The sequence below is a fragment of the Polaribacter sp. AHE13PA genome (genome assembly GCF_019278505.1).
Taxonomy (GTDB): Bacteria; Bacteroidota; Bacteroidia; order Flavobacteriales; family Flavobacteriaceae; genus Polaribacter.
Genome location: NZ_CP058985.1, coordinates 3,379,656 through 3,404,667 on the forward strand (window position 1 = coordinate 3,379,656; position 25,012 = coordinate 3,404,667).

The window sequence follows — 25,012 nt, forward strand, 5'->3', positions numbered from 1 at the left end:
AATTCATTCCTTTTTAACCAAAAGCTAGAATATGAATTGAAGAGAACTAAAAAGATATGGTGTTTCTATTGATGAAATTACAAGTGTATTTCAAGTAAAATAATAGTAGTATTAAATTTATCGTCATAAAATGAAATCAAAAAAAATAATAGTAACGTTTTTAATTCTCGTTTGTACAATCTTTAATATTGGAGCACAAGATATTACTCCCGATAGTAAAATTTTATACAAAGTGATTGATGGAGATAGTTTATATCTGCATGTTTTTAAGCCTAAAGTATCTAAAAAACCAACCGCAGCAATAGTCTTCTTTTTTGGTGGAGGTTGGACAGGTGGTTCTCCAAAACAATTTTATCAACAAAGTGAATATTTTGCATCAAGAGGTATTTTAGCAGTTTCTGCAGAATATAGAATAAAAAAGACACACGGCACTTCTCCTTTTGAGTGTGTAGAAGATGGTAAATCTGCTATTCGTTGGGTTCGTGAAAATGCGATAAAACTAAACATAGATCCCAACAAAATTGTTGCAAGTGGAGGTTCTGCCGGCGGACATGTGGCATTAACTACAGCGGTAATAAAGGGATTAGAAAATGCTGATGAAAATTTATCCGTAAGTTCTGTTCCTAACGCAGTAGTTGCTTACAATCCTGTTTCAGATACTACAGAAAAAGGATATGGTGCTAAAAAAGTAGCAGGTAGAGAAACAGAAATTTCTCCAACGCATCAGGTGAAAAAAAATATGCCACCTATGTTAATTTTTCATGGAACTAAAGATAAAACAGTGCCATTTGAAAATGCAAAACGTTTTACTAGATTGATGAAAGAAGCAGGTAATGAATGTGAATTGGTTGCGATTAAAGATGCTGATCATGGGTTTTTTAATGGCGATTTCTTTAGAAAAGGAGCAGGTAATAAATACTTCAATTTAACTACATATAAAACGGATGTTTTTTTAGAAAATTTAGGCTTTTTAAAAGGAAAACCAACACTTTCTGAAAACATACAAAAGGTATCTTGTGTTGGTGATAGCAATACAGAAGCTACATATCCTAAATTTTTACAAGAAAAACTAGGCAATAAGTACGAAGTAAAAAATTTCGGAAAAGGTGGTGCAACTTTAATTGATGGAACAAATCATCCTTATTTTAAAAAGGAGGAATATAAAAAATCATTAAAATTTACGCCAGATGTTGTTTTAATTATGTTTGGTACCAACGATGCCAATGTAAAGTGGTGTTTAGATGAAACTAGAAAAACGGAATTTGTAGGTACACCTCAAGAAGAGTTTAAAAGTCAATATAAAAAATTGATAAAAGCCTATAAAAGTAATAATGAAAAAGCTGAAATTTATGTATTAACTCCGTTACCAATTTACGAACATGAAAAAAGTAGAGATCCAAAAATAAAGCAACGTATTGCAAACTTGCATGAATGGGTAATTCCTATTGTTAGAGAAGTTGCAAATGAAGAAAATGTGAATTTGATAGATGTAAATAAATTAATGAAAAAAGCCTATAAGTACACTGTTGATGGTGTTCACTTAAATCAAAAAGGATATAAAGTTTTAGCTAAGAAAATAGCCAAAAAAATTAAATAACCTACTTATTTAGTGAAATTAGAATTAAAAAAAGCATCTGTAACCAACCTTAATATTAAAATAAAATGCATAAAATAAAATTAGGAATTGTAATCATATTCGCAAGTTTAATCACTTCTTGTAACACTACAAAAAAGGAGAAAAAAATAGAAAAAGAAGTAAAAACAGAAACAGAGGTTGTGAATTTTACATATCAAGATATCACAGGTATTGGTAAAGATGCTGTGTATAATAGAAGAGATAATAGTGATATTATCAAAGTAGGAGACACGTATTATATTTGGTACAGTCGCATGGATAGCCCGATTACCCCAGGTTATTGGGCAACTATTTGGTATGCAACTTCAAAAGATGAAGGACATACTTGGCAAGAACAAGGAATGGCACTTGATTTAGGAAAGGAAGGTGAATTTGATAGTCATTCTGTTTTTACGCCAAATATCTTAGCTCATAAAGAGAAATATTACTTGTATTACACAGGTGTAAAACCTACTCTAGGAAATAAAAACAAGGAGTTTGAAGGGAATGGAACAACAGATATAACAGCAATTGGTCTTGCAGTTTCAGACAGTCCAGACGGTCCTTTTGTTAGAGTAGAAAATAATCCGGTATTGGAAATTAGTAATGTAGCATCAGATTTTGACAGTTTTAGAATTGATGATGCTAGTTTGTTAGTTAGAGATGGTAAAGTTTGTTTATTCTATAAAGGAAGGTCTATTAGTGATGGAAAACAAGGGCCGAAAAGAACAAAAATGAATGCAGCGTATGCTGACCAACCTGAGGGACCTTTTAAAAAGCATGAGGGATATTTGTTAGATAAAAGTCACGAAGTCTTAATTTGGAATCAAAATGGTGGCATTGTTTCATTGGCATCACTTAGTAAAACGTTGTATTTTTCTAAAGATGGAGAGCATTTCTCTGTTTTGCAAGATGGTTTAAAAAAGATACCGATGGCACCAGGTTTGTATCGCCCGCATTTAGAACATGGAAATTTGGCAACTGAAGTTCCTGGTTGGGGAATTTCAATGATTCAAAAGAAAGGAGTAACGTATTTGGTTCGTTTTGAAATGAAGTAGTTTATGAAAAAAATAACCATATTATTTTTATGTTTAATTACTCAAAGTGTCTTTTCTCAAACACTATATTTAGATAATAGTTTTTCTACTGATTATCTTAAAGAACAAGATAAATCATTTTATGAGCAAAACACAAACGCTTATATTTATACTGATAAAAATGGAGCAAAAATGCCCTATCGATTGTTTTTACCAGACAATTACAATCCTAAAAAAGAATATCCCATAGTTTTAGTTTTTCACGGAGCAGGTTCTAGAGGAAATGACAATTTGAAACAATTACGACCTTGGGTTGCAGGTTGGATGGATGCTGAAGTACAAAAAGAACATCCAAGTATTATTTTAATGCCGCAGTGTCCTAATAAACAACAGTGGGTAAATGTGCCTTGGAAAGAGGGTTCTTATCGATTTAAGGACATTCCGGTGAGTGATCCTATGAAATTAGCCAAAGAAATTTTTGACAAAGTAGTTCGGGAATATGCTGTAGATACAAAACGTGTTTATGTTATGGGGATGTCTATGGGAGGTTATGGTACATGGAATTTTGTGATGCGTTATCCCAAAATAATTGCAGCTGCGGTTCCTATTTGTGGGGCAGGAGATCCATCCATGGCAAAAAAAATAAAGAGAATTCCTATTTGGGCTTTTCATGGTGATAAAGATCCTACAGTGCCACTTGCTGGCTCTACAGAGATGATTGAATCTTTAACTCGTTTTAAAAAGCATAAAGCTCGTTTTACTATTTACAAAGATGTTGGTCATAATTCGTACGAATTGGCATGGAAAAATCCATCATTGGTTGATTGGCTTTTTAGTCAGCATAAAAACTAAAAATAAGTAAACATAAAAACATGAATAAATTTCTCGTAAAACTTTTATTGACTGTATTGTTAAGTTGTTCTATTACTGCTGTGTCACAAGAAAAAGAGATCAGTCTAGACATCCATAAAATGATGAAGCCTTTGCAAAAAGATGGAGTTTTTCGTGATTCTTTGTATTACAATTGGGGAGGTTCAATGATTAAGGATGAGGATGGTACCTATCATTTGTTTTATTCCCGATGGAAAAGAGCCTATACTTTTGATGGATGGCTAACTTTTTCGGAAATAGCACATGCAGAATCAAATGCAGCAACAGGACCTTGGGAATATAAGGAGACAGTTTTAAAAGGAAGTGTCAAAGGGAATTGGGATGAAATTACTGCTCACAATCCTAAAATTAAATATTTTGAAGGCAAATATTACCTCTATTATATCGCCACCAATTTGGGCGGTAAGAACTTTACAAATGATGATTTAGTTGCGTTAAGTACAAAATCATTAAAAGACGTGGACAGAGGAACGCTTCGTAAAAATCAGAGAACAGGAGTAGCGGTTTCAAATTCGATTAATGGCCCTTGGAAAAGAATGGAAACTCCGATAATAGAACCATCTGGACCCATAGCTAACATCACTGTGAATCCCGCAATTGACCAAGGGAAAGACGGTAAGTATTACTTAATTGTAAAAGGAGATAAACCCAATGAGAAAAAGTTTATCAGAAACCAAGCAATTGCTGTTTCTACATCACCAACAGGACCTTTTAAAATTCAACCCAACCCTGTAATTGGCAATTTAGATACCGAAGATGTGTCTATGTGGTTTGATGAACAACAAGCTGCTTTTTATGCTGTTTTTCATGCCCATTCTTATATTGGGTTAATGACTTCTAAAGATGGTTTGCATTGGGGAAAAGCTAAGAATTATGAAATCAGCCGTAAAAAAATAAAATTAAATGAAGGAGGTTTTCTAATTCCCAATCGTATGGAACGCCCGTTTGTTTATGTAGAAAAAAATCAACCAACGGTTCTGTGTCTTGCCATAAAAAAAGGAGATGATTCTTATACGATATTTATTCCACTACATGAATTTAAAACTCAGTAAATATCCTCTGGGATTGCCCCAAGTATATTCACTAAAATAGTTCAAATAAAAATATATTACACTTCTATATAAATTATTGAAAAATGAAGATTTTTAGATTCCTTTTATTACTTGTTATCGTTTTTGGTTGTAAAGGTACCGAAGAAAAAAAAACAATTTACTCATTTGGTGACCAAGGGGATGGCACTTTTATAAACCCTATCCTTAATGCCGACTATCCAGATTCTGATGTAGTACGTCATGGCAATAAGTACTACATGATATCTTCTAAGAAACATAATTCCCCCGGGATGATCATTCTTGAATCTTACGATATGGTCAACTGGAGAATTATTAATCATGTGTATGACAGTATCAGTTGGGGTAAGGAATATAATTGGGATAGGATGGCTGGTTATAAACGAGGGGTTTGGGCTGGAGACCTAGCGTTCCATGAAGGTACCTGGTATTGTTATGTGATAGATCCTAGCCACGGATTGTTTGTTACTACTACCGACGATATTTACGGGCAATGGACTACACCCACAAAGATGATATCTCAAAAGAAGGTGGCAGATGACCCCAGTGTGTTCTGGGATTATGAGAACAAAGAAGCTTGGCTAGTCGCCAATATAGGTCGAAGCAGAACGAAAGAAGATAAAGATAAATACCTGTATAAGAATGCTATCTTTAAAATGAGTTGGGACGGATTGAGCTTAGAAGATGAAGGCACCGTCTTCTATAAAGGTCCAGGAGCTGAAGCCTCTAAAATATATAGAGTCAATGATCAGTGGTTTATCTTCTTATCGGAATGGTCTATGACACCTGATGGAGATAAAGAAGACCGTAAACAAATAGCCTTACGCTCAAAAACCAATAGCATTTATGGTCCTTACTACAAAAAAGTGTTACTTGAAAAAGGGAATGGCTTTGAGCGCAGTTGCAGCCAGGGATCTTTAAACCAGGCGGCAGATGGCTCGTGGTGGTACTTTCATCAGTTAATTCAGAACATAGATGCCCCTTTTCAGGGAAGAGCACAATGTCTACAACCTGTAGAATGGGTAAATGGCTGGCCTATCATAGGAGAGGATATGGACAAGGATGGCATTGGAGAACCTTTAAGAAGGTATAAAATGCCTAATATAATAGCACCTGAAAAATTAAAAATACAAACCTCAGACGATTTTTCTTCCTACGAACTAAGACATCAGTGGGAATGGAACCATAACCCACGTGACTCGCATTGGTCATTGACCGAACGTACAGGCTGGTTGAGACTTAAAGCTAGCACTTTGGTACCATTGAGCAACTATTATTATCACAAAGGAGCATCATCATTTTGGAGGGCTTCTAACACCTTAAGTCAGCGTATTATGGGCACGAAAGCAGGTATTAGCAGTGCCAAATTTGATGTGTCAGGAATGACACAAGGACAACGAGCTGGATATGCTCGTTTTGCAGGAGTAAGCCATCTCATTGGTGTTAAAATGGATGCCGAAGGAAATAGAAATCTCTTTTTTATGGATGATAAGGGAACTGAGATAGACGGCCCTAGCATTGAGAAAGCTATTATTTATTTTAAATCTACCAATAGTGGTAATAGCGCCTCTTTCGAATACAGCTATGACAACAAGAATTTTGAGCGTTTTGGTCCTGAATTCGAGCTGGTATTTGGACGTTGGTCTGGTGATCGATTAGGCGTCTTTTGCTGGAACGATATAGAAGATTCAGGATATGTGGATATCGATTGGTTTGAGTATGAGTATGAATAAATTTAGGATTGGATTGTAAATGTAAAGAACTTGAAAGCCGGTAATGGCTTAACTGCTGATTTACGATCTAAAAGTGGTTTTGAGATATTTACTGATTGAAATTGGTCTCGAGAATAAGAATACAACTTAATTTAGCGACACTGATAGTTAGGGACAGAACTTAAACTACATAACATGAATAAGAAGATCATAAGATTACTATCGAAAGTGGTGTTCATATTGCTATAAACCAGGTAACTTATTTATCACCAATAAGCCCTTTTAAAATACCACCAAACCCTGTAAGAAGATTTAGATACCGAAGATATTTCTATTTGGTTCGATAAAGAACAAGCTGTCTTTTATGCTGTTTTTCATGCCCATTCTTATGTTGTGTTAATGACTTCTAAAGATGGTTTGGACTAGGGAAAAGCAGAAAATTACGAGATTAGTCGTAACAAATTAAAATTAGAAGATGGAGGTTTTCTAATACCCAATCGTATGGAACGTCCGTTTGTTTATGTAGAAAATAATCAACCAACGGTTCTGTATCTTGCCATAAAAAAAAGGGATGATTCTTATACTATTTTATACCTCTTGGTGAGGGTATTTAAATATGGTCATCAGACTTTATAGGCAAATAGAGTACTTGCAATTTTTATTTTGATGTATTTCTTTAATCGTAACTGAATAGTTGATAAAGGACGATTATCATTTTTTTTTGCTAAATGCAACATTTTTACACTAAGTATGATACGGTTTAGCTTCTCAGGCATGACTACTTTTGCATATTTTTGAGTAAAAATCATCACATGGTAAAAAAATATTCATTTGTAGGAATTTTATTCTTTTTGTTTGTCAGCTTAACTATACATGCTCAACAAAAAAAGAATCCTAATATACTTTTTATTTTTGCAGATGACCTAATGTTTAATAGCATTGTTACTTTAGATTATTGTTCAATAAAGACACCTAATTTAGATCGTCTTATGGATAGTGGTGTTTCTTTTTCTAGAACATATAATCAAGGTTCTTATAGTCAGGCAGTATTTATTACTAGTAGAACAATGCTGGTTACTGGAGTTAACCTTTGGAAAGCGGCTTCTTATTCTAAAAAAGGAAATACTATTGAAAAACCAGAAAAAATAAGAAGGCATTTCAGAACTTTATGAATGATGTACCACCAATACCATTAGCAAACTTAGATGATTCAAAGAATAGCAAACATTAAATAAATATCAGGTCACAAATTAATTAAAAAATAAACCTCAACTAAACAAAGGAACATGATGAAAACACGCTGGGTAAACATCCACAATAAATTTATAAAAAAGTTCGCTTACATTTCCTTAATAGCGTTTACTTTTTTTGGCTGTAATGAAAAAAAAGAAGTAGAAGAAGCGTCTGCTCTAAATATTTGGTTCAATCAACCAACTAATAAATGGAATGAAGGGCTTCCTATTGGAAATGGAAATTTAGGAGCCATGATTTATGGTACACCTAAAAAAGAAATCATTTGTTTGAATGAAGAAACTATTTGGACAGGAGGAAAAGATTACAATAGAGATAAAAAAGATGCTGGTAAACATATTGCTGCCATACAAAAACTGCTGTTTGATGAGAAATATATGGAAGCAGAGGCAATGGTGCAAGATAAAATTCTAGCAGATCGTTTACCTACTGGTTCAGATACTTACCAAATGTTAGGGAATTTATTTATAGAGACTCCAAATTTAGATTCTATTAGCAATTATAAGCGAGCATTAGACATTAATAAATCGGTGGTTACTACCAATTTTAAAAGCGATGATGTTCAGTATACTAGAACCTATTTTTCTAGTTTCCCTGATAAAGCAATGGTCTATAAATTTACTGCAGATCAAAAAGGAAAAATAAACATCTCTTCTTGGGTAAAACGTAATAAGCAAACTAAAATTACTGTATCAGAAAATAGTATAGCCTTTTCAGAACATGTAGGTAATGGTCATGGTGTAAAATTTCATGCCCTAGTTCATTTTGAAACAAAAGGAGGAACATCAACAGTAAAAGATGGAAAATTAGTAATTACCGATGCAGATGAGGTGCAAATTAAAGTGGTTGCTTCTACTAATTATCGTGGATTAGATTTTGAACAAGAAAATTATAATGCAATCAATAAAATTTTAAAAATATCTTATAATGAGTTGTTAGATAGACATATTGCTGATTATCAGTCATTATTTAACAGGCTTTCATTTAAATTATCTGATAGTAAAGGAGATGATTTTCCTACAGATGTACGTTTGCAAAAAGTAAAAAAAGGAGCTACAGATAATTATCTAACTCAATTGCAATATCAATTTGGACGCTATTTATTAATTAGTAGTTCTAGACCAGGTACTTTACCTGCTAATTTACAAGGAATTTGGGCAAATGGATTTACACCACCTTGGAATTCTGATTATCATATTAACATCAATATTCAAATGAATTATTGGATGGCAGAAATGGCAAACCTTGCAGAATGTCATGAGCCATTTTTAGAATATATTGATGGTTTACGCGAAATGGGACGTATTACTGCTAAAAAAACATATAATTCTAGAGGTTTTGTAGCGCATCATACTAGTAATATTTGGCATGCAACTGCTGCTAATGGAAAGGCTAGATATGGTATGTGGCCAATGGGTGCAGGTTGGAGTGCGCAACATTTATTTACACATTATGAATATACAGAGGATAAAGAATATTTGAAGAATAAGGCATATCCAATTATGAGGGAAGCTGCTTTGTTTTTTGTTGATTTTATGGTTCCAGATCCTAAAACCGGACTTTTAGTTACAGGTCCATCTGTATCTCCAGAAAATAACTTTTTAACTAAAGATGGAGAAAAAGCGACTTTAAATATGGGGCCTGCTATGGATCGTGAAATTATTTTTGAATTGTTTAGAAACTGTATTGTCGCTGCAGAAATTTTAAATATTGATAAAGATTTTAGTGCTATTTTAAAACAGAAAATAAAGCAAATGCCTCCGCTTGAAATTGGTAAAGATGGTAGGTTGTTAGAATGGGTAGGAGAGCTTAAAGAAGCGCAACCAGGACACAGACATATTTCTCATTTATATGCGTTGCATCCATCAAATCAAATTTCAAAATCTAAAACACCAGAATTATTTGAAGCTGCTAAAAAAACAATTGAGGGAAGATTGTCTAAAGGTGGTGGACATACAGGTTGGAGTAGAGCTTGGATTATTAATTTTTATGCACGTTTGTTAGAAGGAAACAAAGCGTATGAAAATATTATAGCGTTGCAAAGAAAGTCTACTTTACCAAACCTTTTAGATGTACACCCTCCTTTTCAGATTGATGGAAATTTTGGGGTTGTTTCTGGTATTACAGAAATGCTAATGCAAAGTCATAACGGAGAAGTGCATGTGTTACCAGCATTACCTGATGCTTGGGCATCTGGTAGTATAAAAGGAATTGTAGCCAAAAAAGGTTTTGAAATAGATATGACTTGGGAGTTAGGAAAATTGAAAACGTTAGTAGTTACTTCTAAATTAGGAAACACTTTAAAACTTCGTTACAATGATGACGTAAAAGAAATAGCAACTAAAAAAGGAGAAGTGCTAACATTTAATTATTAATATATCGGATAGATATATTTTTTTTAGATTAAAAAACGCCTGATTAAGCATTAAAATGTTTCATCAGGTGTTTTATTTTAATGTAACATTAATTGTGACATTTTAACTCCATTGTTGATACAATTCGACCCCATTTTTTGTTAAGATTTTAGATAAATTGCATAAAATAATCATCAACCATTAAAAACTAAACATGAAAAACTTTCCTTTGTTACTTATTTCAATTTTTCTCTTTCTCAGTTGTGGTAAAGAATCAGATATTATTGAAGCTGATAATGTAGAAATTAAATTCACTCAATTTGATGTAACATTATCATCTGGAGAAAAATCTATTGGAGTTATTGATAATGAGAACAAGCATATCTCATTATATGATGTAAAAGACCCTTTAGAAATTGTATCTGTTTCATATATGTTCTCAGAAGACGTTTCAATCATTACTCCAAATCCAAATACAAGGATAGGTAAATGGGAAATTACAGAGAAATTCAGACTTCACTCTAGTGAAAGCTTTGAAGATTACACTGTAGAAGTTCCTGACTTTGAAGAACCTGTATATGAAAATCAAGCAACAATATCTCCACTAGAAACTTTTGGGACTACTGTAAGATATCATATGCTAGATCTTAATGGAGACCCTAATAAAGCTAAAGAAGAAAGCACGGCTTTTGAAGCTTTTAGTAATCAAAAAATGAATGGTATCCGATTTCCTCTTTATTGTGGAGATGCTTTTGGAGGACATCCTTCGGAAGGTGTAGTTGTAGAAGATGTTTATGCAAACCCTTTAAAATCTCTTGAAAATGCAAAGGCAGCCTATAGTGGAAGTGAACCTTTTATGATTTTTGTAGGAATTAAAGTTTTGACTTCTAATAAAAATGAGTATTACCCTGACTGGGTGTCAACTGATGAAGATGGAATTATTCCTGATAAATATGCTCAGTTACTTGTTGATTTCATAGCATTTATGGATAAAAAAGGACATACAATAAATGCAATTGCGTTTGATAAAGAGTCTGTTAGAATGAGTGTTGAGGATTTTAAAATATCTGCGGATAGTTTGAGAGCAAAAACAGCACGATTGGGATATGTAGTACCTAAAATTGTAGCTCCAGAGCTTTTAGACCCTCAAGGAGACACTAGTAACGGTTGGATGAATGAACTATATAATAAAGGGTATCAAGACAGGTATGATATTTTTGGAAATCATTATTATCAAAGAGATCACACTGTTGCTGGTTTTGCAAAATTAAAATATGAGTTCGATTTAGCTCAAAGTGACAGAACACGTCCACAGTGGGCCACTGAGCCACACTGGAATAATGATTCAAGTATTTTTAGAACAGAATCTGCATTTGGAGTAATGTTTGATCATACAGATCTAGGATTAGACGCATTTATGTGGTGGGGGTATCCAATAGAGGGTAGTACTACAATAAAATCACCTATTATGAGATCATACTCAGGAGCTATACTTGGTTCCATACCAATTAGAATGCTTGATCATGATGGAGAGGAAACTTTTACGAATGGTAAACTTCATACTAGAGCTTATTTAAGAGATAATGAAGTAAATGTATTTTTAATTAACGTTGTAAATCCAAATATTGCAGGTATAGTACCAGCGTCTTATGAAGATTATGCGGTAGGGATTTTAGATGGTTTTAAAATTGATGGTAGAGTAACAGTGAGACAATGGCAAGATGATTCAGTAGTTGGTTCAGAAGTTGAAGGAGAAGTTACCTTAGTAGAAGCAATTGAAGAAAAACAATTCCTCTTAGACATACCAACAGGTACTTTTACTCAGCTTACGTTTAAAATTAAAGAATAAAACAAAGAATAAAACCAAAAATGAAAAAAATTTATATATTACTTACATCCGTTTTCCTATTTGTAGGTTGCGATAAAGAGACAGAAAATGAAGGAATTAACAATGTTAATTTAGAATTTACTCAGTTTGATGTAACATTATCATCAGGAGTAGAATCTATAGGAGTTATCGATGATGTTAACAATCACATATCGCTATCTGGTATAGTAGACCCTATTAATATTAAATCTGTTACATATAAATATTCAGATGATGTTAGTTTAGTTACTCCAAATCCAAGCACAAGAATTGGTAGTTGGACAATTAATGAAACATTTAGACTTCATTCAGGATCAAGTTTTGAAGATTACACTGTAGAAATCATAGATTTTGAAGAACCTGTATTCGAAAATCAAGCAACAATAGCACCTCTTGAGACATTTGGGACTTATATAAAATACCATATGTTAGATCTTAATGGAGATGCAACCAAAGCATCAAATGTTGCTACTGCAAATATTGTTTTTGGAGAGAAGGGTATGAACGGTATACGGTTTCCTCTTTATTGTGGAGATGCTTATGGTGGGCATCCAGAGGAAGGTGTTGTAATAGAAAGTGTTTATGAAAGACCTTTAATATCATTAACTAATGCCAAAGCGGCTTATAGTGGAAGTGAGCCATTTATAATTTTTCTAGGAATTAAAGTATTAACATCAAATAAAGATGAAATTTACCCTGATTGGGTTACAACAGAAGATTCTGATGTAGCAAATCCTGATAAATATGCGCAATTAATTGTTGATTTTATCACATTTATGGGACAAAAAGGACATACTATAGATGCTGTTGCTATAGATAAAGAAACAGTTAGAATGAGTGTTGATAATTTTAAAATAGCTGTAGATAGTTTAAGAGCAAAAACTGCAAGATTAGGGTATGTAGTGCCAAAGATTGTAGCTCCAGAACTTTTGGATCCTCAGGGAGACACTAATAATGGCTGGATGAATGAACTATATGATAAAGGGTATCAAGACAGATATGATGTTTTTGGAAATCACTATTATCAAAGAGATCATAATGAAGAAGGTTTTGCCAAATACAAATATGAATATGACCTTTCACAAAAGGACAAAACACGTCCGGCATGGGCTACAGAACCACACTGGAATGGTGATGGTGACCTTTTTTCTGCAGAGTCTGCACTTGGAATAATGATGGATCATGCAGATCTTGGAATGGAAGCATTTATGTGGTGGGATTATCCAATATCAGGAGGTACTAAATTTAGGCATTCTGTGATGAGAGCTTTTTCAGATGCTATACATAGATCTACTCCAATAAGAATGATTGACCATGATGGCGAAAACATTTTGTCTCAAGGTAAACTTCATACAAGAGCTTATTTAAAAGGAGATGAAGTCAATGTGTTTCTACTTAACGTTATAAATCCAAATACTGCAGATTTAGTACCTGTGTCTTATGAAGATTATGTCATAGGTATTCTTGATTCTTTTAAAATTGATGGTGATGTAACTGTAAGACAATGGAGAGAAAGTACTGATAATGATACAGATATTGAAGGGGAATATACTGTTATAAATCCTACAGGAGATAATCAAATTCTTTTAGATCTACCTACTGGTTCGGTTACTCATCTTACATTTAAGATTACACAATAAAACCTTATATTATGAGAAAAATTTCTTTATTATTTATGTTCCTTTTTCTTTTTGTAAATTGTAGTAAAACAGAATCAGACAGTGAAGAAATAAATAATGTTGAATTGAATTTTACTCAATTTGATGTAACATTATCATCCGGAGAAAAATCTATTGGAGTTATAGATAATGATAATAAAAAAATATCAATACCAGATGTAAAAGATCCGTTAGAAATTACGTCTGTTACTTATAAATATTCAGATGATGTTTCAATAATAACTCCAAATCCAGATACAAGAATTGGTCAATGGGGCGTTACAGAAAAATTTAGACTTCACTCAGGTGGAGATTTCGAAGAATACACTGTAGAAATAACAGATTACGAAGAGGCAACATATGTAAATAAAGCAACCATAGCTCCACTTGAAAAATTTGGTAGGGTTACAAAATATCATATGTTAGATCTGAATCATAACGCTGGAACTTTAGGTAATATCAGTAATGCAGAAAGTGCTTTTGGTCAAGGTAAAGGTCAAGCTAAAATGAATGGCCTTAGAGTTCCATTATATTGTGGTGATGCTTATGGAGGACACCCTGCAGAAGGTGAGGTGGTAGAAAGTGTTTACACAACTCTTTTAAAATCTATAGAAAATGCGAAAGCATCTTATTATGGTTCTGAACCTTTTATGATTTTTGTAGGCTTAAAAGTTTTAACATCAGATAAAGCAGAGTATTTTCCAGATTGGGTAACAACAGATGCACCAACTGTGCCTAATCCTGTAAAATATGCACAATTGATTGTTGACTATGTTGAGTTTATGCATGAACATGGACACGAAGTAAACTATGTTGCTTTTGATAAAGAGGCTGCTAGAATGGATGTTACAGATTTTACGATAGCTGTAGATACATTAAGAGCTAGAACGGCAAGACTTGGTTATGTGGTACCACAAATTGTGGCTCCAGAATTTTATAAACCATTAGGTGAATCTGGATCTTTTAACGATTTATACAATATTAATGGACAAGATAGCTATGACGTATTTGGAAATCACTATTATTTGAATCATCATAATGAAACGAATCATCCAGATTTAAAATACGAATATGAACTAGCTCAAAGTGATAAACATCGTGAAGCTTGGGCTACTGAAGCACATTGGGATGCCCTTAGATGTAGTTCTGACTACGAAAAAGATAGAGAAATTTGGACTTCCGAACTAGCTATTGGATGTATGTTTGATTGGACTGATCTTGGATTAGATTTAGTAAGCTGGTGGGATTACCCCTTGTCTGGAGGTAATGCACCATGGAATTATATTACTAGAGCATATACTGAAGCTTTGATTGGTTCACAACCTATAAGAATGTTAGATCATGATGGTGAAGAAGTACTAAGTAGGGAGAAACTTCATAGTAGAGCGTATATAAGAGGTAATGAAGTAAATGTGTTTTTTATCAATACTGTGAGTCCATGTAAAACTTTTATACCACCTTTTTACGAAGAATACCCTGTAGGGATTCTAGATGGTTTTAAAATTGATGGTAATATAACTGTAACACAATGGGATGATGATGATCAACCTGAAGGAAAATATTTTGTTATAGAACCTGTAGAAGAAAATCAATTTCTTATAGACATAACAACAGGTTCATTTACCCATGTTTCATTTAGGATAACAGAATAAAACAGCACTATTTTGCTCTGAATTAAATAATCTAAACTTTTTTAATAAATCATTAATGAAAAAAATAATAGTAAGCACCATTCTGCTTTCAATATTTATTGTTTCTTGTCAATCACAAAAAAACAATAGAAAAGAAGCAATAAAACAAGTAGCCTCTCCAACTGCCATGTCTGATCAATGGAAGTTTGTTGGTGAAGCAATTAACGAACCTGGTTATGACGTTTGGGGAAGCTCTCCTATTAGAGATGAACAAGGAAATGTACACCTTTTTAGTGCTAGATGGTCATCCGACACCCCTTTTAAAACAGCGTGGAGATATCAAAGTGAAATTGCTCATTATGTTGCTAAAAGTCCTGAAGGGCCTTTTAAATTTGTAGAAGTTGTAGCAAAAGGAAAAGGTAATGATACATGGAATGCTACTGGTTTTCACAATCCAAGTATTAAAAAAATAGATAATAAATACGTTTTAGTTTTTATAGCTAATGATGGTGCAAAAAAACATGGACCAAGTCAGCGAATTGGAATGCTAACAAGTAATAGTATTCATGGACCATGGAATGCAGTTCCAAATGAGAACACACCTTTACTTAGCCCTCCTAGCGATACTGCTATTTGGTGTGCAAACAGTGGACTTGGTGTTAACAACCCTAGTTTGATAAAACATCCTAATGGAAAATACCTTTTGTATTTTAAAGCGAAAGCTGGTACTAAAGGCAAAGTGAGTATGGGAGTTGCTATTTCTAGCAAGTTAGAAGGACCGTATGTTATCCAACCAGACCCAATTACTACCAATGAAGTCAGAATAGAAGATGGGAATGCTTTTTTATGGAGAAATAAAATATGCTTAATGACTACAGACAATCATGGAATATTAGAAAAAGGTGGTGGTTTACTTTGGGTATCAGAAGATGGACTTCAATTTAACGCCGAACCTTTATCAGGTTTTCATAATTATCAAGATTTTTATTTGAAAGGCAATTTTCCAAAAGAAGCGAATGTACGTTACGGAGGTAAAAAGGTGAAGTTAGAAAGACCTCAGTTATTAATGGATGCAAATAATGAACCTGAATATCTTTATTGCCCTAGTGGAGTGGCTTTAGATGGTAGTGATGGTACAAATAATTATGTGTTAAAATATCAGAAGAAAAAATAATTAGATTTTTTATGATAATTTTTAGCAATAACTTGAGAATATTTTTGATAGTATTTTCAATATTTCTTTTGAATGCTTGCTATAAACAAAAGAATCAAGAGGAAATAAGCAATGACAAGTTAATAGAAATCCCAAAAGCTTTAGATTTAAATGATCTTTCAGAAAATGGGATTTTTACTATAGAAAAACAATTACTTACGCCCAATAATAGCGGTGTTATTGCTGATATTGTTTTAAAATTACCAGAATATCAAAAAGGGATGTATTATCGCCCGTTTTCTGAAGTAAAAGCCTCATGAAATAGAATGGAGGCTCTTTGGTTTCATAATGTTTCAGAATTTTAATGTTTTTAATCAAACCTATAGTTACGTCATAAGGTCTAGTGTAGATTATAAAATAGATTTAAACCGTATCGATTTAACGATTGTTCAAAACTTTACCAATGCCCTTTGGTTAGGATATGTACATTGGTTAGACCAAGATATGTTTCACACCAGTTTTAAAGAAACAGCGCGTTTAATGGCCGTTTCTAGAGCTATTTCTGGTGCTCCTATTTATTTGTCTGACGAGACTAAAAACATTGATGATACGTATTTAACTCCGTTAATGTATAAAGACGGAGAGATTATTGGTACGCTAGCTCCTGGGGTTCCTTTGCCAGAAAGTTTACAACAAGATCCTTATGTAGGTAAAAAAGCCTTTAAGGTAATTGCTCCGATTAAAAATGAATCAGCAGTTATTATGGCGGTTAATTTAAATAGAGACACTATGCTAAAATCAGCTATTTCTTTAAAAGATTATCCGAATGCAGGAGGAATGATTCAACCTTTTAAAGGACTTTGGGAAATACCTAAAGGAGGAATTTTATTATATGATGCATACAATAAAATAGCAAAACCATTGACAGATGATTTTGAGTTTGAACTAAAAACACGTGAAGAAAGATTGTTTCAGTTAAGCCCTATTGTTAATGGATGGTCTGTAATTGGTAATTCTGATAAATATTTATCTGCAGGTACAGTAGAAGTGACATCTATAAATGAAAATGAAATTATCTGTACAATGAAAGAGTCAGGAAGCTTAACTGTATGGAGTAAGAATGGAATTCCTAAAATAAATGATGTGCCTTTTAATTCTTTAGGAAATCATCTCTACACATTTGATTGTTCAACAATAGAAACAAGTAATTATAATTTAAAAATCACAAGATAAATTATCAATACAGAATATAATACTGATGAAGATATCATTATTTCTGTTTAGGTAATAAAATAAAAGTAAAATACAATTAATAACTTATACAAAAGGGGATGATATAAACACCTGTAATACAAAATTTGTTGGTTCTGATATGGATTTTTCTGTTATAATTAATGATGAAAATAGTTTATCTACTAACGGTGAGCTAAAATTATTGAATGAAATCTATACGTATCCCAACCCTAATGAAGAAAATATAAACATATATTTAAATAACTTAGAAAATGTTTCTGTTAAACTAGTAAGTGTTAATGGTCAAACTATTTATACCGAAAATAATATCAGTTCTTTAATTCATACAATTAAGTTAAATGATATTTCATCTCGTATTTATTTTCTCAAAGTAAATTACAAAGGAACAAGAAAACAATATAAAATAATACGAAAATAAGCAAAGTGTTTATCTTACTTATCAAATTATTTTTAAACAAATAATAAGGATCAACTTATAGAAGTTGTTCCTTTTGTTTTTTAGAAACCTATTGTATATAATAATCTGCTTTTGATATCAAAAAACGATAAAGATTCTGTTGGTTTTTAAAATAGACTTCGTAATAGTTTACTTTGTCTGTAATATTTTCATAATCTTAACCTTGATAAGGTATTTATCTTGATTAGATTACCAATTGCATAAGTAATTATATTTTATAATATGGATACAGTTAATGTAAAGGCATAAAAAAAGGAGTAACTTTATATAAAGTTACTCCTTTTAAGTTTTAAATAAAAAAAGTTGTTATTGTTTGATAACTTTAATTGTTTTGAAATCTAAACCTTCATTATTTTTAGCTTTTACAAAATAAATACCTTTATTAAGTTGAGATAAATCTACTCCATCTATAACTTTTTGAGAACTTACTTTAGCGCCTAAAATATTATAAATTTCTGCAGAAAAAACATCATTTGTAGAAAAGTATAATTTATCTACAACAGGATTTGGATATGCATTTAAAGATATTTTAGCTTGAGAATCTAAGCTTAATATTTCATCTGCTTCAACGATATTAAATATATCCCATCCGTTTTCTGCGGCAAAAGCATCCTTGGTACCAAAAGGAACAATCAATGTAGGAGCTGTGTCATATCCGGCTTGAGTAGAAAACATATGACTATCAGGATCCGGTATTGTTTTCTCTGCGTCTAAGAATGCGTCAGTATCAAGAACAAAAGGAGTCTCAAATTCTACAATTAATTCTTCTAAAGCCGGAATGTTTCTGAATGTATTAGCACCTGGAAGTTTCGTTACAGTAGCAGGAAGCGTTAAAGTTTTAAATCCTGTAGCATTAAATGCACCTGGAGCAATTGAATCCATCACAGGCATATTTATATCAGTAAGATTTGAGCAACCCCAGAATGCCAATCCACCAACTACAGTTGCAGCAGGTAAATCTACAGATGTAAGTGCTTTTGCATCTCTAAATGCTTGTATTCCAATATCAACTGTATTACTAAGGTCTATTGTCTCTAATTTAGGACATTTGTTAAATGCTGTTTTACCAACAAATGTTGCATTATGAAGATCTACTGATGTTAATTCAGGACAGTTTACAAAAGAGTTTAAACCAACACCTGAAGTAATATTAGAAAGATCTGCGCTTACAAGGTTAGGACAAGCGTTAAACACTTGCCAATCAATTTCAGTATCACCTTCAACAACTAAAGATGTAATTGCTACATTAGAAAATGATTTATTTTTTATAAAAGTAACGTTATAAGTAGTTCCTGAATTCTCTACAGTAGCTGGTATCGTTAATGCATCTGTAGTAACACTATTTCCTACAATTTGTACCTCGTTTGTAGGGTCAACAGCGGTTACTTCATAATTGATTTCATTTACTGTAAATGCATCACCTACAGTTTGTGCCTTCGTTAATGTTACAGATAATAATGTAACAAATAATAGTAATGTTTTTTTCATGATTTATTTAATTTTAAATTAATAATATTATGATTTAAATTTACAAATAACTATACTATTCTTAGAGTACATAGGTTTCGTTTTTTGGGTAAAAATGTTGCATTTTAACCCAAAACACTAGTATTTATGCAATACAAAGGTAATAATGCTACATTTTGTAAATAATTATTTAGTCCATAGGTCGTCATATTTCATATAATCCGTGTTTATTAATGCAGGTTTTAAATAAAAGCTGATTCACTTTATATATTATAAACTTCTGCAGAAAAAATATCATTTATCTACATTAAGTTTTGGATAAGAATCTAAATATATTTCATTGATTTTCAAAGGCACTAGAAGCCCCAAGGTGCAATTAAATTAGGTGTAGGAGATTGATTTATTTGATTAGAAAACATATGATTGATATTTACGTCAGTATCAAGAACAAAAGGAGTTTCAATTTCTACAATTAATTCTTCTAAAGTAGGAATGTTTCTAAACGTATTAAAACCTGAAAATTTTCTTAATGACGAAGGAAGTGTTAAAGTTGTAAGTCCTTTAGCATTAAATGCATCTAGGGCAATTTGAATCTATGACAGACATATTTACATTACTAAGATTTGAGCATTTCCAGAATGTCCAACCACCAATAACTGTTTAAGCAGGTAAATCTATAGATGTAAGTGTAACATCATTTAAAAATGCTTGTATACAAACGTCAAATAAGTTATTATTTTTTACATATTGTTGAAATTTAAAAATTTATCAGAGAAACTCCTTATCAAGCTAAGATTAAGATATGTTATAATAAATTAGCTGTATTATTAAAAAAACAGTCTTGTTTTATTAGATTTATGGAACGTTATTTCTATTGATATTACAGTGTCATCTTTGATGAATCTTGGTTGTGTTTACTTTTAAGATTAAATTATTGAAAGTCATAGCTATTTGCATCGCACGGAGACTCCTTAATAGAATTGTAACATTCTCACTCCCTTGTTGTAACAATATTAGACTGTTTTTTACGCTACTTTAAGTTAGATTAGCTTTAATTAAAAAGACAACAACTTGAATCTTAAAAAAACCTTTCATCCTGTTTTTACAGAATTTTTAAATTTTATTTTTTTTAAAATGGATACCTTGTTTATACTATTATTGTGCGGATTTTTAGTGTCTTGCAATACAAATAATGCAGTGCAAAAAGAGCAAAAACCAAATGTAATTGTCATTTTAATTGATGATGCTGGTTACGCAGATTTTGGTTTTATGGGAAGTAAAGATCTAGAAACACCTAATATAGACAGATTAGCAAAAAGTGGTGTTATTTTTACGGATGCACATGTAAGCGCAACAGTTTGTGCACCAAGTAGAGCGGGTTTAATTACCGGAAAATATCAACAACGTTTTGGTTTTGAGGCAAATGATACAGGTGATAAAAACTCTGGTGATATTGGGCTTTCTGATGATGTTGTAACTATTGCAGATGTTTTTAAGAAAAATGGTTACAAAACAATGGCATTGGGTAAATGGCATTTAGGAAAAGAGGAATCTGATTTACCTAACAATCGAGGTTTTGATGAATTTTATGGTTTTGAAACCGGAAGTAGGTCTTATTTTCAATATGAAAATCCGAGTAAAGCAAAAATGTTACAACATAACGGAAAACGTGTAAAATTTGATGGGTATTTAACGGACGTTTTGGGTAATCAATCTGTAAAATACATAAAAGAAAATAAAGACAATCCTTTTTTTATGTACTTAGCTTACAATGCGGTTCATACGCCAATGGAAGCTAAAAAGGAAGATTTAGAGAAATATAAAAACCATCCTAGACAGTATTTAGCAGCCATGACTTGGTCTTTAGATGAGAACGTTGGAAAACTTCAAAATAAATTAGAAGAGTTAGGTATTGCAGATAACACAATTATTTATTTTTTAAGTGATAATGGTGGAGCAGCAAATAATACTTCTTCTGGTGGACCATTAAAGGGATGGAAAGGAAATAAATTTGAAGGCGGACATAGAGTTCCGTTTGTGGTAAGTTGGCCAGCTCAGATAAAAGGAGGTCAAACTTTTAATGGTTTGTCTTCTTCTTTAGATATTTTTACAACTTCTATGGCGGCAGCGAATATTAAAAAGGATACAGATTTAATTTTAGATGGAGCAAACCTTTTGCCATTTTTAAAAGGGGAGAAGAAGGGAGATCCGCATGCTCAATTATTTTGGAGAAAACTAGAAGAAGCCGGAGCAAGAGTAGGAGATTACAAAATGGTTCGTTTGCAAGATTATGGAGCAACTTTATATAATGTTGAAGAGGATTTAGGTGAAATGAAAGACCTTCAAAATACTAATAAAAATCAGTTTAATGAATTAAACACAGCTTTAAAAAACTGGGAATCTCAAATGATGGAACCACTTTGGGGAGAACCTAGAAATTGGATGGATGTTACCTATCATATTCATCAAAGATTAATGGAAAATAAAGAGGTTTTGTATTCAGATCCTGCTAAAATGAAACAAGTTTTAAATAAAGAAAAAAAACAATAAAATGAAGTATTTATATGTATTATTATTAGGGGGGCTATTGTCTTGCAATGCTCAAAATTTGGAGAAATCAGAAAGTAAACCAAACATCATTTATATTAATGTAGATGATTTAGGTTGGATGGATACCGAAACTTATGGAAGTACTTTTTATGAAACACCTAACATTAATAAACTTGCAGAAAGTGGATTGAAATTTACAAAAGGGTATGCTTCCGCAGCAAATTGTGCACCTAGTAGAGCGTGTTTAATTAGTGGGCAAAATACGCCTAGACACGGTATTTATACCGTTAGTAATTCTGATAGAGGAAATGAAAAAACTAGAAAAATAATTCCTATTAAAAACACAGAAGTTTTAGCAGACAGTAATATTACAATTGCAGAAATGCTAAAGAAATCTGGATATATAACAGGTACTTTTGGTAAATGGCATTTAGGAGACGATCCTAAAACACAAGGTTTTGATGTAAATGTTGGGGGCGCTAATCAAGGTAATCCGGGTAAAAATGGTTTTTTTAGTCCATATAACATAAAAAATATTGTTGATAATAAAAAAGGAGAGAACCTAACAGATAGATTAACGCAGGAAGCTATTTCATTTATAAAAGAGCATAAAGAAAAGCCATTTTTTCTGTATTTGCCATATTATGCGGTTCATACCCCTTTATCAACAACAAATGCTTTAGAACAAAAATATAAAGAAAAAGGAGGAAATCCATTTCAAAATAAGGCGGTCTATGCAGGTATGATTGAAACGGTTGATAGAAATATCGGTTTAATTTTAGATGAAATTAAAGCTTTAAATTTAAAAAACACCTTAATTGTTTTTACTTCGGATAATGGCGGAATAAGAGCTATTTCTCATCAAGATCCTTTAAGAGCAGGAAAAGGTTCTTATTACGAAGGCGGCATTAGAGTACCATATATTATTTCTTGGGATGGAGTTGTAAAACCAAATACAGTTTCTAAGACTCCTATTACCAATCTAGATTTTTATCCAACTTTTATGGATATTTTAAATGTAGAAAACCCAAATAAAATAGTAGATGGAACTTCTATTTTACCAATTTTAAAAGGGAAAACAATAAAAGATAGAAGTTTGTTTTTTCACTTTCCTATTTATTTACAAGCATATAATTTTAAAATAGATGATGGTAGAGATCCGTTTTTTAGAACAAGACCCGGTTCTGTGATTATTGATGGTGATTGGAAACTACATCAATATTTTGAAAATAATGAGATTGAGTTGTATAATTTAAAGACAGATTTAGGCGAAAGAAACAACCTTGTAGACGTTAATCCAGAGAAAGTAGCAGCGTTATTAAAAAAATTAACTACGTGGAGATCTGAGATTAATGCACCAATTCCTACGGAGTTAAATCCGAAGTATGAGGCTAATTTTGTTCCGAATAAATTTAAGAAAAAATGAGGACTAAAGCGGTAGTTCTATTTTTGTTTTTAAGTGGATTATTGTTTTCTCAAAGTAAAGTAGAACAAATTAATATAGAGATTCATCCAAATGTAGCATACCAAACCATACATAATTTTGGAGCGTCAGATGCATGGTCTGCTCAATTTGTTGGTAAATGGTCTTTGGATAAAAAAGAAGCAATAGCCGATTTATTATTTAGTACTGAAAAGAATGCTGATGGAACTTTTAAAGGAATTGGTCTTTCTACCTGGCGATTTAATATTGGCGCAGGAAGTGCAGAGCAAGGAGTAGAAAGTAGTATTAAGGACGAATGGAGAAGGGCAGAAGGCTTTTTAAATAATGATGGTTCTTATAATTGGAACAGACAATTGGGCCAGCAATGGTTTTTAAAAGCTGCAAAAGAAAGAGGTGTTTCTTCTTTTATCGGTTTTGTAAATAGTCCGCCAGTGCAATTTACAAAGAATCATAAAGCATTTTCTGCAGACGGATTGTCATCAAACCTAAAAACAAGTAATTATGTAAAATATGCGTTGTTTTTAAAAGATGTGGTTACGCACTTTAAAGATAGTTTAGATCTTCATTTTAATTATATCAGTCCGTTTAATGAACCTCAATGGGATTGGAAAAATGGAAAACAAGAAGGTTCTCCTTGGAATAATGATGAACTTTCAAGTGCAACCAAAACAATAGATTCTGTTTTTAAAAGCTATAATTTAGATACAAAATTAGAAGTATCAGAAGCTGGACAAATAGATTATTTGACTTCAATAAAAAAAGGAAAAGAGCATAGAAGTAACCAGGTTGAAGTCTTTTTTAACCCTATGAGTGATTTGTATCTTGGAAATTTAGAAACGGTTTCGCAAAAATTTGCAGGACATAGTTATTTTACAACTTGGGATATTTCTAAATTAAAATTAAAAAGAGAAGAAATTAAAAAGAAATTAATAAAGTATCCAAATTTAGAGTATTGGATGACAGAATATTGTATTCTAGAGAACAATGAAGAAATTAGAGGGAAAGGGAAAGATTTAGGCATGAAAACAGCTTTGTATGTTGCTAGATTAATACATGCAGATCTTACTATCGCTAATGCAAGTGCATGGCATTGGTGGTTGGCAATGACACCTTATAATTATAAAGACGGACTTATTTATCATGATAAAAATACAGAAGAAGGTACTTTTGAAAGCTCAAAATTATTATGGGGTTTAGGTAATTTTTCGAGATTTATAAGACCTCTGGCAAAACAAATTAAGGTAGATTATAACGGTAAAAATTCTCTTGAAAATTTAGAAAAAGGAGTTTTAGTTTCAGCGTATAAGAATAAAGATAATTCTATCATTATTGTGGCGGTTAATCAAAAAGAAACAGCAGTACAACTAAATTTTAAAAGTACTATAAAGCAAGTTTATGTTACAGATAAAGACTCAGATTTAAAATTAATACAACATAATGCGGATAAAAAAGATATTGTAATCGCTGCTAAATCGATTACTACTTTCGTTTTATAACTTAAAGTATTTAAATAGTTTTTTATCAGTGAATTACGTGTTGTTTTATTTTAGTGTATTGTTTTTAATTTAAGCTTGTTAAGCTTAAAAAATAAAAATCAAAAA

Annotated in this window: 19 protein-coding genes; 18 read left to right on the forward strand and 1 reads right to left on the reverse strand. The window is 32.1% G+C overall.

Annotated features, from left to right (window positions below; genetic code table 11):
• The first annotated feature begins 130 nt into the window (after window positions 1–130).
• The 14 genes from H0I28_RS14515 (at window position 131) to H0I28_RS14580 (ending at window position 17,911) form a co-directional block, all read left to right on the forward strand.
• Window positions 131–1,597, forward strand: coding sequence for a GDSL-type esterase/lipase family protein (locus tag H0I28_RS14515; protein ID WP_218759542.1), 1,467 nt, complete (start codon window positions 131–133; stop codon window positions 1,595–1,597).
• Window positions 1,598–1,662: 65 nt separating this feature from the next.
• Complete coding sequence (locus H0I28_RS14520; RefSeq protein ID WP_218759543.1) at window positions 1,663–2,673, forward strand: family 43 glycosylhydrolase; 1,011 nt, start codon at window positions 1,663–1,665, stop codon at window positions 2,671–2,673.
• 3 nt (window positions 2,674–2,676) lie between these two features.
• Window positions 2,677–3,504: a dienelactone hydrolase family protein gene (locus H0I28_RS14525; protein ID WP_218732159.1), complete on the forward strand. Its 828-nt coding sequence runs from the start codon at window positions 2,677–2,679 to the stop codon at window positions 3,502–3,504.
• Between the two features lie 20 nt (window positions 3,505–3,524).
• Complete coding sequence (locus tag H0I28_RS14530) at window positions 3,525–4,595, forward strand: glycoside hydrolase family protein (RefSeq protein ID WP_218759544.1); 1,071 nt, start codon at window positions 3,525–3,527, stop codon at window positions 4,593–4,595.
• Window positions 4,596–4,678: 83 nt separating this feature from the next.
• Window positions 4,679–6,346 (forward strand): glycoside hydrolase 43 family protein, encoded by a 1,668-nt coding sequence (locus tag H0I28_RS14535; protein WP_218759545.1) that lies wholly within the window; start codon window positions 4,679–4,681, stop codon window positions 6,344–6,346.
• Window positions 6,347–7,137: 791 nt separating this feature from the next.
• Window positions 7,138–7,497, forward strand: a complete 360-nt coding sequence (locus H0I28_RS14540) for a sulfatase-like hydrolase/transferase (protein WP_218759546.1) — start codon at window positions 7,138–7,140, stop codon at window positions 7,495–7,497.
• 114 nt (window positions 7,498–7,611) lie between these two features.
• Window positions 7,612–9,951 carry a glycoside hydrolase N-terminal domain-containing protein gene (locus tag H0I28_RS14545; protein WP_218759547.1) on the forward strand — a complete coding sequence of 780 codons (2,340 nt, stop codon included), beginning with the start codon at window positions 7,612–7,614 and terminating at the stop codon, window positions 9,949–9,951.
• A 193-nt stretch (window positions 9,952–10,144) separates the two neighbouring features.
• On the forward strand, window positions 10,145–11,779 hold the full coding sequence (locus H0I28_RS14550) for a hypothetical protein (protein WP_218759548.1): 1,635 nt from the start codon (window positions 10,145–10,147) through the stop codon (window positions 11,777–11,779).
• A 20-nt stretch (window positions 11,780–11,799) separates the two neighbouring features.
• Window positions 11,800–13,437: a hypothetical protein gene (locus tag H0I28_RS14555; RefSeq protein ID WP_218759549.1), complete on the forward strand. Its 1,638-nt coding sequence runs from the start codon at window positions 11,800–11,802 to the stop codon at window positions 13,435–13,437.
• Window positions 13,438–13,448: 11 nt separating this feature from the next.
• A complete protein-coding gene (locus H0I28_RS14560) occupies window positions 13,449–15,107 on the forward strand; it encodes a hypothetical protein (protein WP_218759550.1) in 1,659 nt (552 codons plus the stop codon).
• Between the two features lie 55 nt (window positions 15,108–15,162).
• Window positions 15,163–16,260 carry a glycoside hydrolase family protein gene (locus tag H0I28_RS14565; protein ID WP_218759551.1) on the forward strand — a complete coding sequence of 366 codons (1,098 nt, stop codon included), beginning with the start codon at window positions 15,163–15,165 and terminating at the stop codon, window positions 16,258–16,260.
• Between the two features lie 68 nt (window positions 16,261–16,328).
• A complete protein-coding gene (locus H0I28_RS14570; protein ID WP_218759552.1) occupies window positions 16,329–16,559 on the forward strand; it encodes a hypothetical protein in 231 nt (76 codons plus the stop codon).
• A gap of 28 nt (window positions 16,560–16,587) precedes the next feature.
• The gene (locus H0I28_RS14575) at window positions 16,588–17,472 is read left to right on the forward strand and encodes a Sip1-related alpha-galactosidase (RefSeq protein WP_218759553.1); all 885 of its coding nucleotides are present in this window, start codon (window positions 16,588–16,590) and stop codon (window positions 17,470–17,472) included.
• Window positions 17,473–17,611: 139 nt separating this feature from the next.
• The gene (locus tag H0I28_RS14580; RefSeq protein WP_218732171.1) at window positions 17,612–17,911 is read left to right on the forward strand and encodes a T9SS type A sorting domain-containing protein; all 300 of its coding nucleotides are present in this window, start codon (window positions 17,612–17,614) and stop codon (window positions 17,909–17,911) included.
• A gap of 345 nt (window positions 17,912–18,256) precedes the next feature.
• Here the strand turns inward: H0I28_RS14580 and H0I28_RS14585 are convergent, their stop codons facing one another.
• Window positions 18,257–19,438: a leucine-rich repeat protein gene (locus H0I28_RS14585; RefSeq protein ID WP_218732172.1), complete on the reverse strand. Its 1,182-nt coding sequence runs from the start codon at window positions 19,436–19,438 to the stop codon at window positions 18,257–18,259.
• 402 nt (window positions 19,439–19,840) lie between these two features.
• Here H0I28_RS14585 and H0I28_RS14590 point away from each other — a divergent pair, with 402 nt between their 5' ends.
• The 4 genes from H0I28_RS14590 to H0I28_RS14605 all read left to right on the forward strand — a co-directional run bounded on the left by H0I28_RS14590 (window position 19,841) and on the right by H0I28_RS14605 (window position 24,907).
• On the forward strand, window positions 19,841–20,008 hold the full coding sequence (locus H0I28_RS14590) for a hypothetical protein (protein ID WP_218754945.1): 168 nt from the start codon (window positions 19,841–19,843) through the stop codon (window positions 20,006–20,008).
• 543 nt (window positions 20,009–20,551) lie between these two features.
• Window positions 20,552–21,967: a sulfatase-like hydrolase/transferase gene (locus H0I28_RS14595; RefSeq protein WP_218732174.1), complete on the forward strand. Its 1,416-nt coding sequence runs from the start codon at window positions 20,552–20,554 to the stop codon at window positions 21,965–21,967.
• A 1-nt stretch (window position 21,968) separates the two neighbouring features.
• Entirely contained in the window at window positions 21,969–23,393 is a 1,425-nt protein-coding gene (locus H0I28_RS14600) for a sulfatase (RefSeq protein WP_218759554.1), read from the forward strand.
• Window positions 23,390–24,907, forward strand: a complete 1,518-nt coding sequence (locus H0I28_RS14605) for a glycoside hydrolase (protein WP_218759555.1) — start codon at window positions 23,390–23,392, stop codon at window positions 24,905–24,907. Before H0I28_RS14600 ends, H0I28_RS14605 begins: the two co-directional genes overlap by 4 nt.
• Window positions 24,908–25,012 lie beyond the last annotated feature (105 nt).

Excerpts from the sequence above, each read along its gene's own strand:
- H0I28_RS14530 (WP_218759544.1), top strand. The coding sequence starts at position 3,525 with ATGAATAAATTTCTCGTAAAACTTTTATTGACTGTATTGTTAAGTTGT.
- H0I28_RS14555 (WP_218759549.1), top strand. The coding sequence starts at position 11,800 with ATGAAAAAAATTTATATATTACTTACATCCGTTTTCCTATTTGTAGGT.
- H0I28_RS14600 (WP_218759554.1), top strand. The coding sequence starts at position 21,969 with ATGAAGTATTTATATGTATTATTATTAGGGGGGCTATTGTCTTGCAAT.
- H0I28_RS14545 (WP_218759547.1), top strand. The coding sequence starts at position 7,612 with ATGATGAAAACACGCTGGGTAAACATCCACAATAAATTTATAAAAAAG.
- H0I28_RS14550 (WP_218759548.1), top strand. The coding sequence starts at position 10,145 with ATGAAAAACTTTCCTTTGTTACTTATTTCAATTTTTCTCTTTCTCAGT.
- H0I28_RS14605 (WP_218759555.1), top strand. The coding sequence starts at position 23,390 with ATGAGGACTAAAGCGGTAGTTCTATTTTTGTTTTTAAGTGGATTATTG.
- H0I28_RS14525 (WP_218732159.1), top strand. The coding sequence starts at position 2,677 with ATGAAAAAAATAACCATATTATTTTTATGTTTAATTACTCAAAGTGTC.
- H0I28_RS14580 (WP_218732171.1), top strand. The coding sequence starts at position 17,612 with ATGGATTTTTCTGTTATAATTAATGATGAAAATAGTTTATCTACTAAC.
- H0I28_RS14520 (WP_218759543.1), top strand. The coding sequence starts at position 1,663 with ATGCATAAAATAAAATTAGGAATTGTAATCATATTCGCAAGTTTAATC.
- H0I28_RS14565 (WP_218759551.1), top strand. The coding sequence starts at position 15,163 with ATGAAAAAAATAATAGTAAGCACCATTCTGCTTTCAATATTTATTGTT.
- H0I28_RS14535 (WP_218759545.1), top strand. The coding sequence starts at position 4,679 with ATGAAGATTTTTAGATTCCTTTTATTACTTGTTATCGTTTTTGGTTGT.
- H0I28_RS14560 (WP_218759550.1), top strand. The coding sequence starts at position 13,449 with ATGAGAAAAATTTCTTTATTATTTATGTTCCTTTTTCTTTTTGTAAAT.
- H0I28_RS14540 (WP_218759546.1), top strand. The coding sequence starts at position 7,138 with ATGGTAAAAAAATATTCATTTGTAGGAATTTTATTCTTTTTGTTTGTC.
- H0I28_RS14515 (WP_218759542.1), top strand. The coding sequence starts at position 131 with ATGAAATCAAAAAAAATAATAGTAACGTTTTTAATTCTCGTTTGTACA.
- H0I28_RS14575 (WP_218759553.1), top strand. The coding sequence starts at position 16,588 with ATGTTTCAGAATTTTAATGTTTTTAATCAAACCTATAGTTACGTCATA.
- H0I28_RS14595 (WP_218732174.1), top strand. The coding sequence starts at position 20,552 with ATGGATACCTTGTTTATACTATTATTGTGCGGATTTTTAGTGTCTTGC.
- H0I28_RS14585 (WP_218732172.1), bottom strand. The coding sequence starts at position 19,438 with ATGAAAAAAACATTACTATTATTTGTTACATTATTATCTGTAACATTA.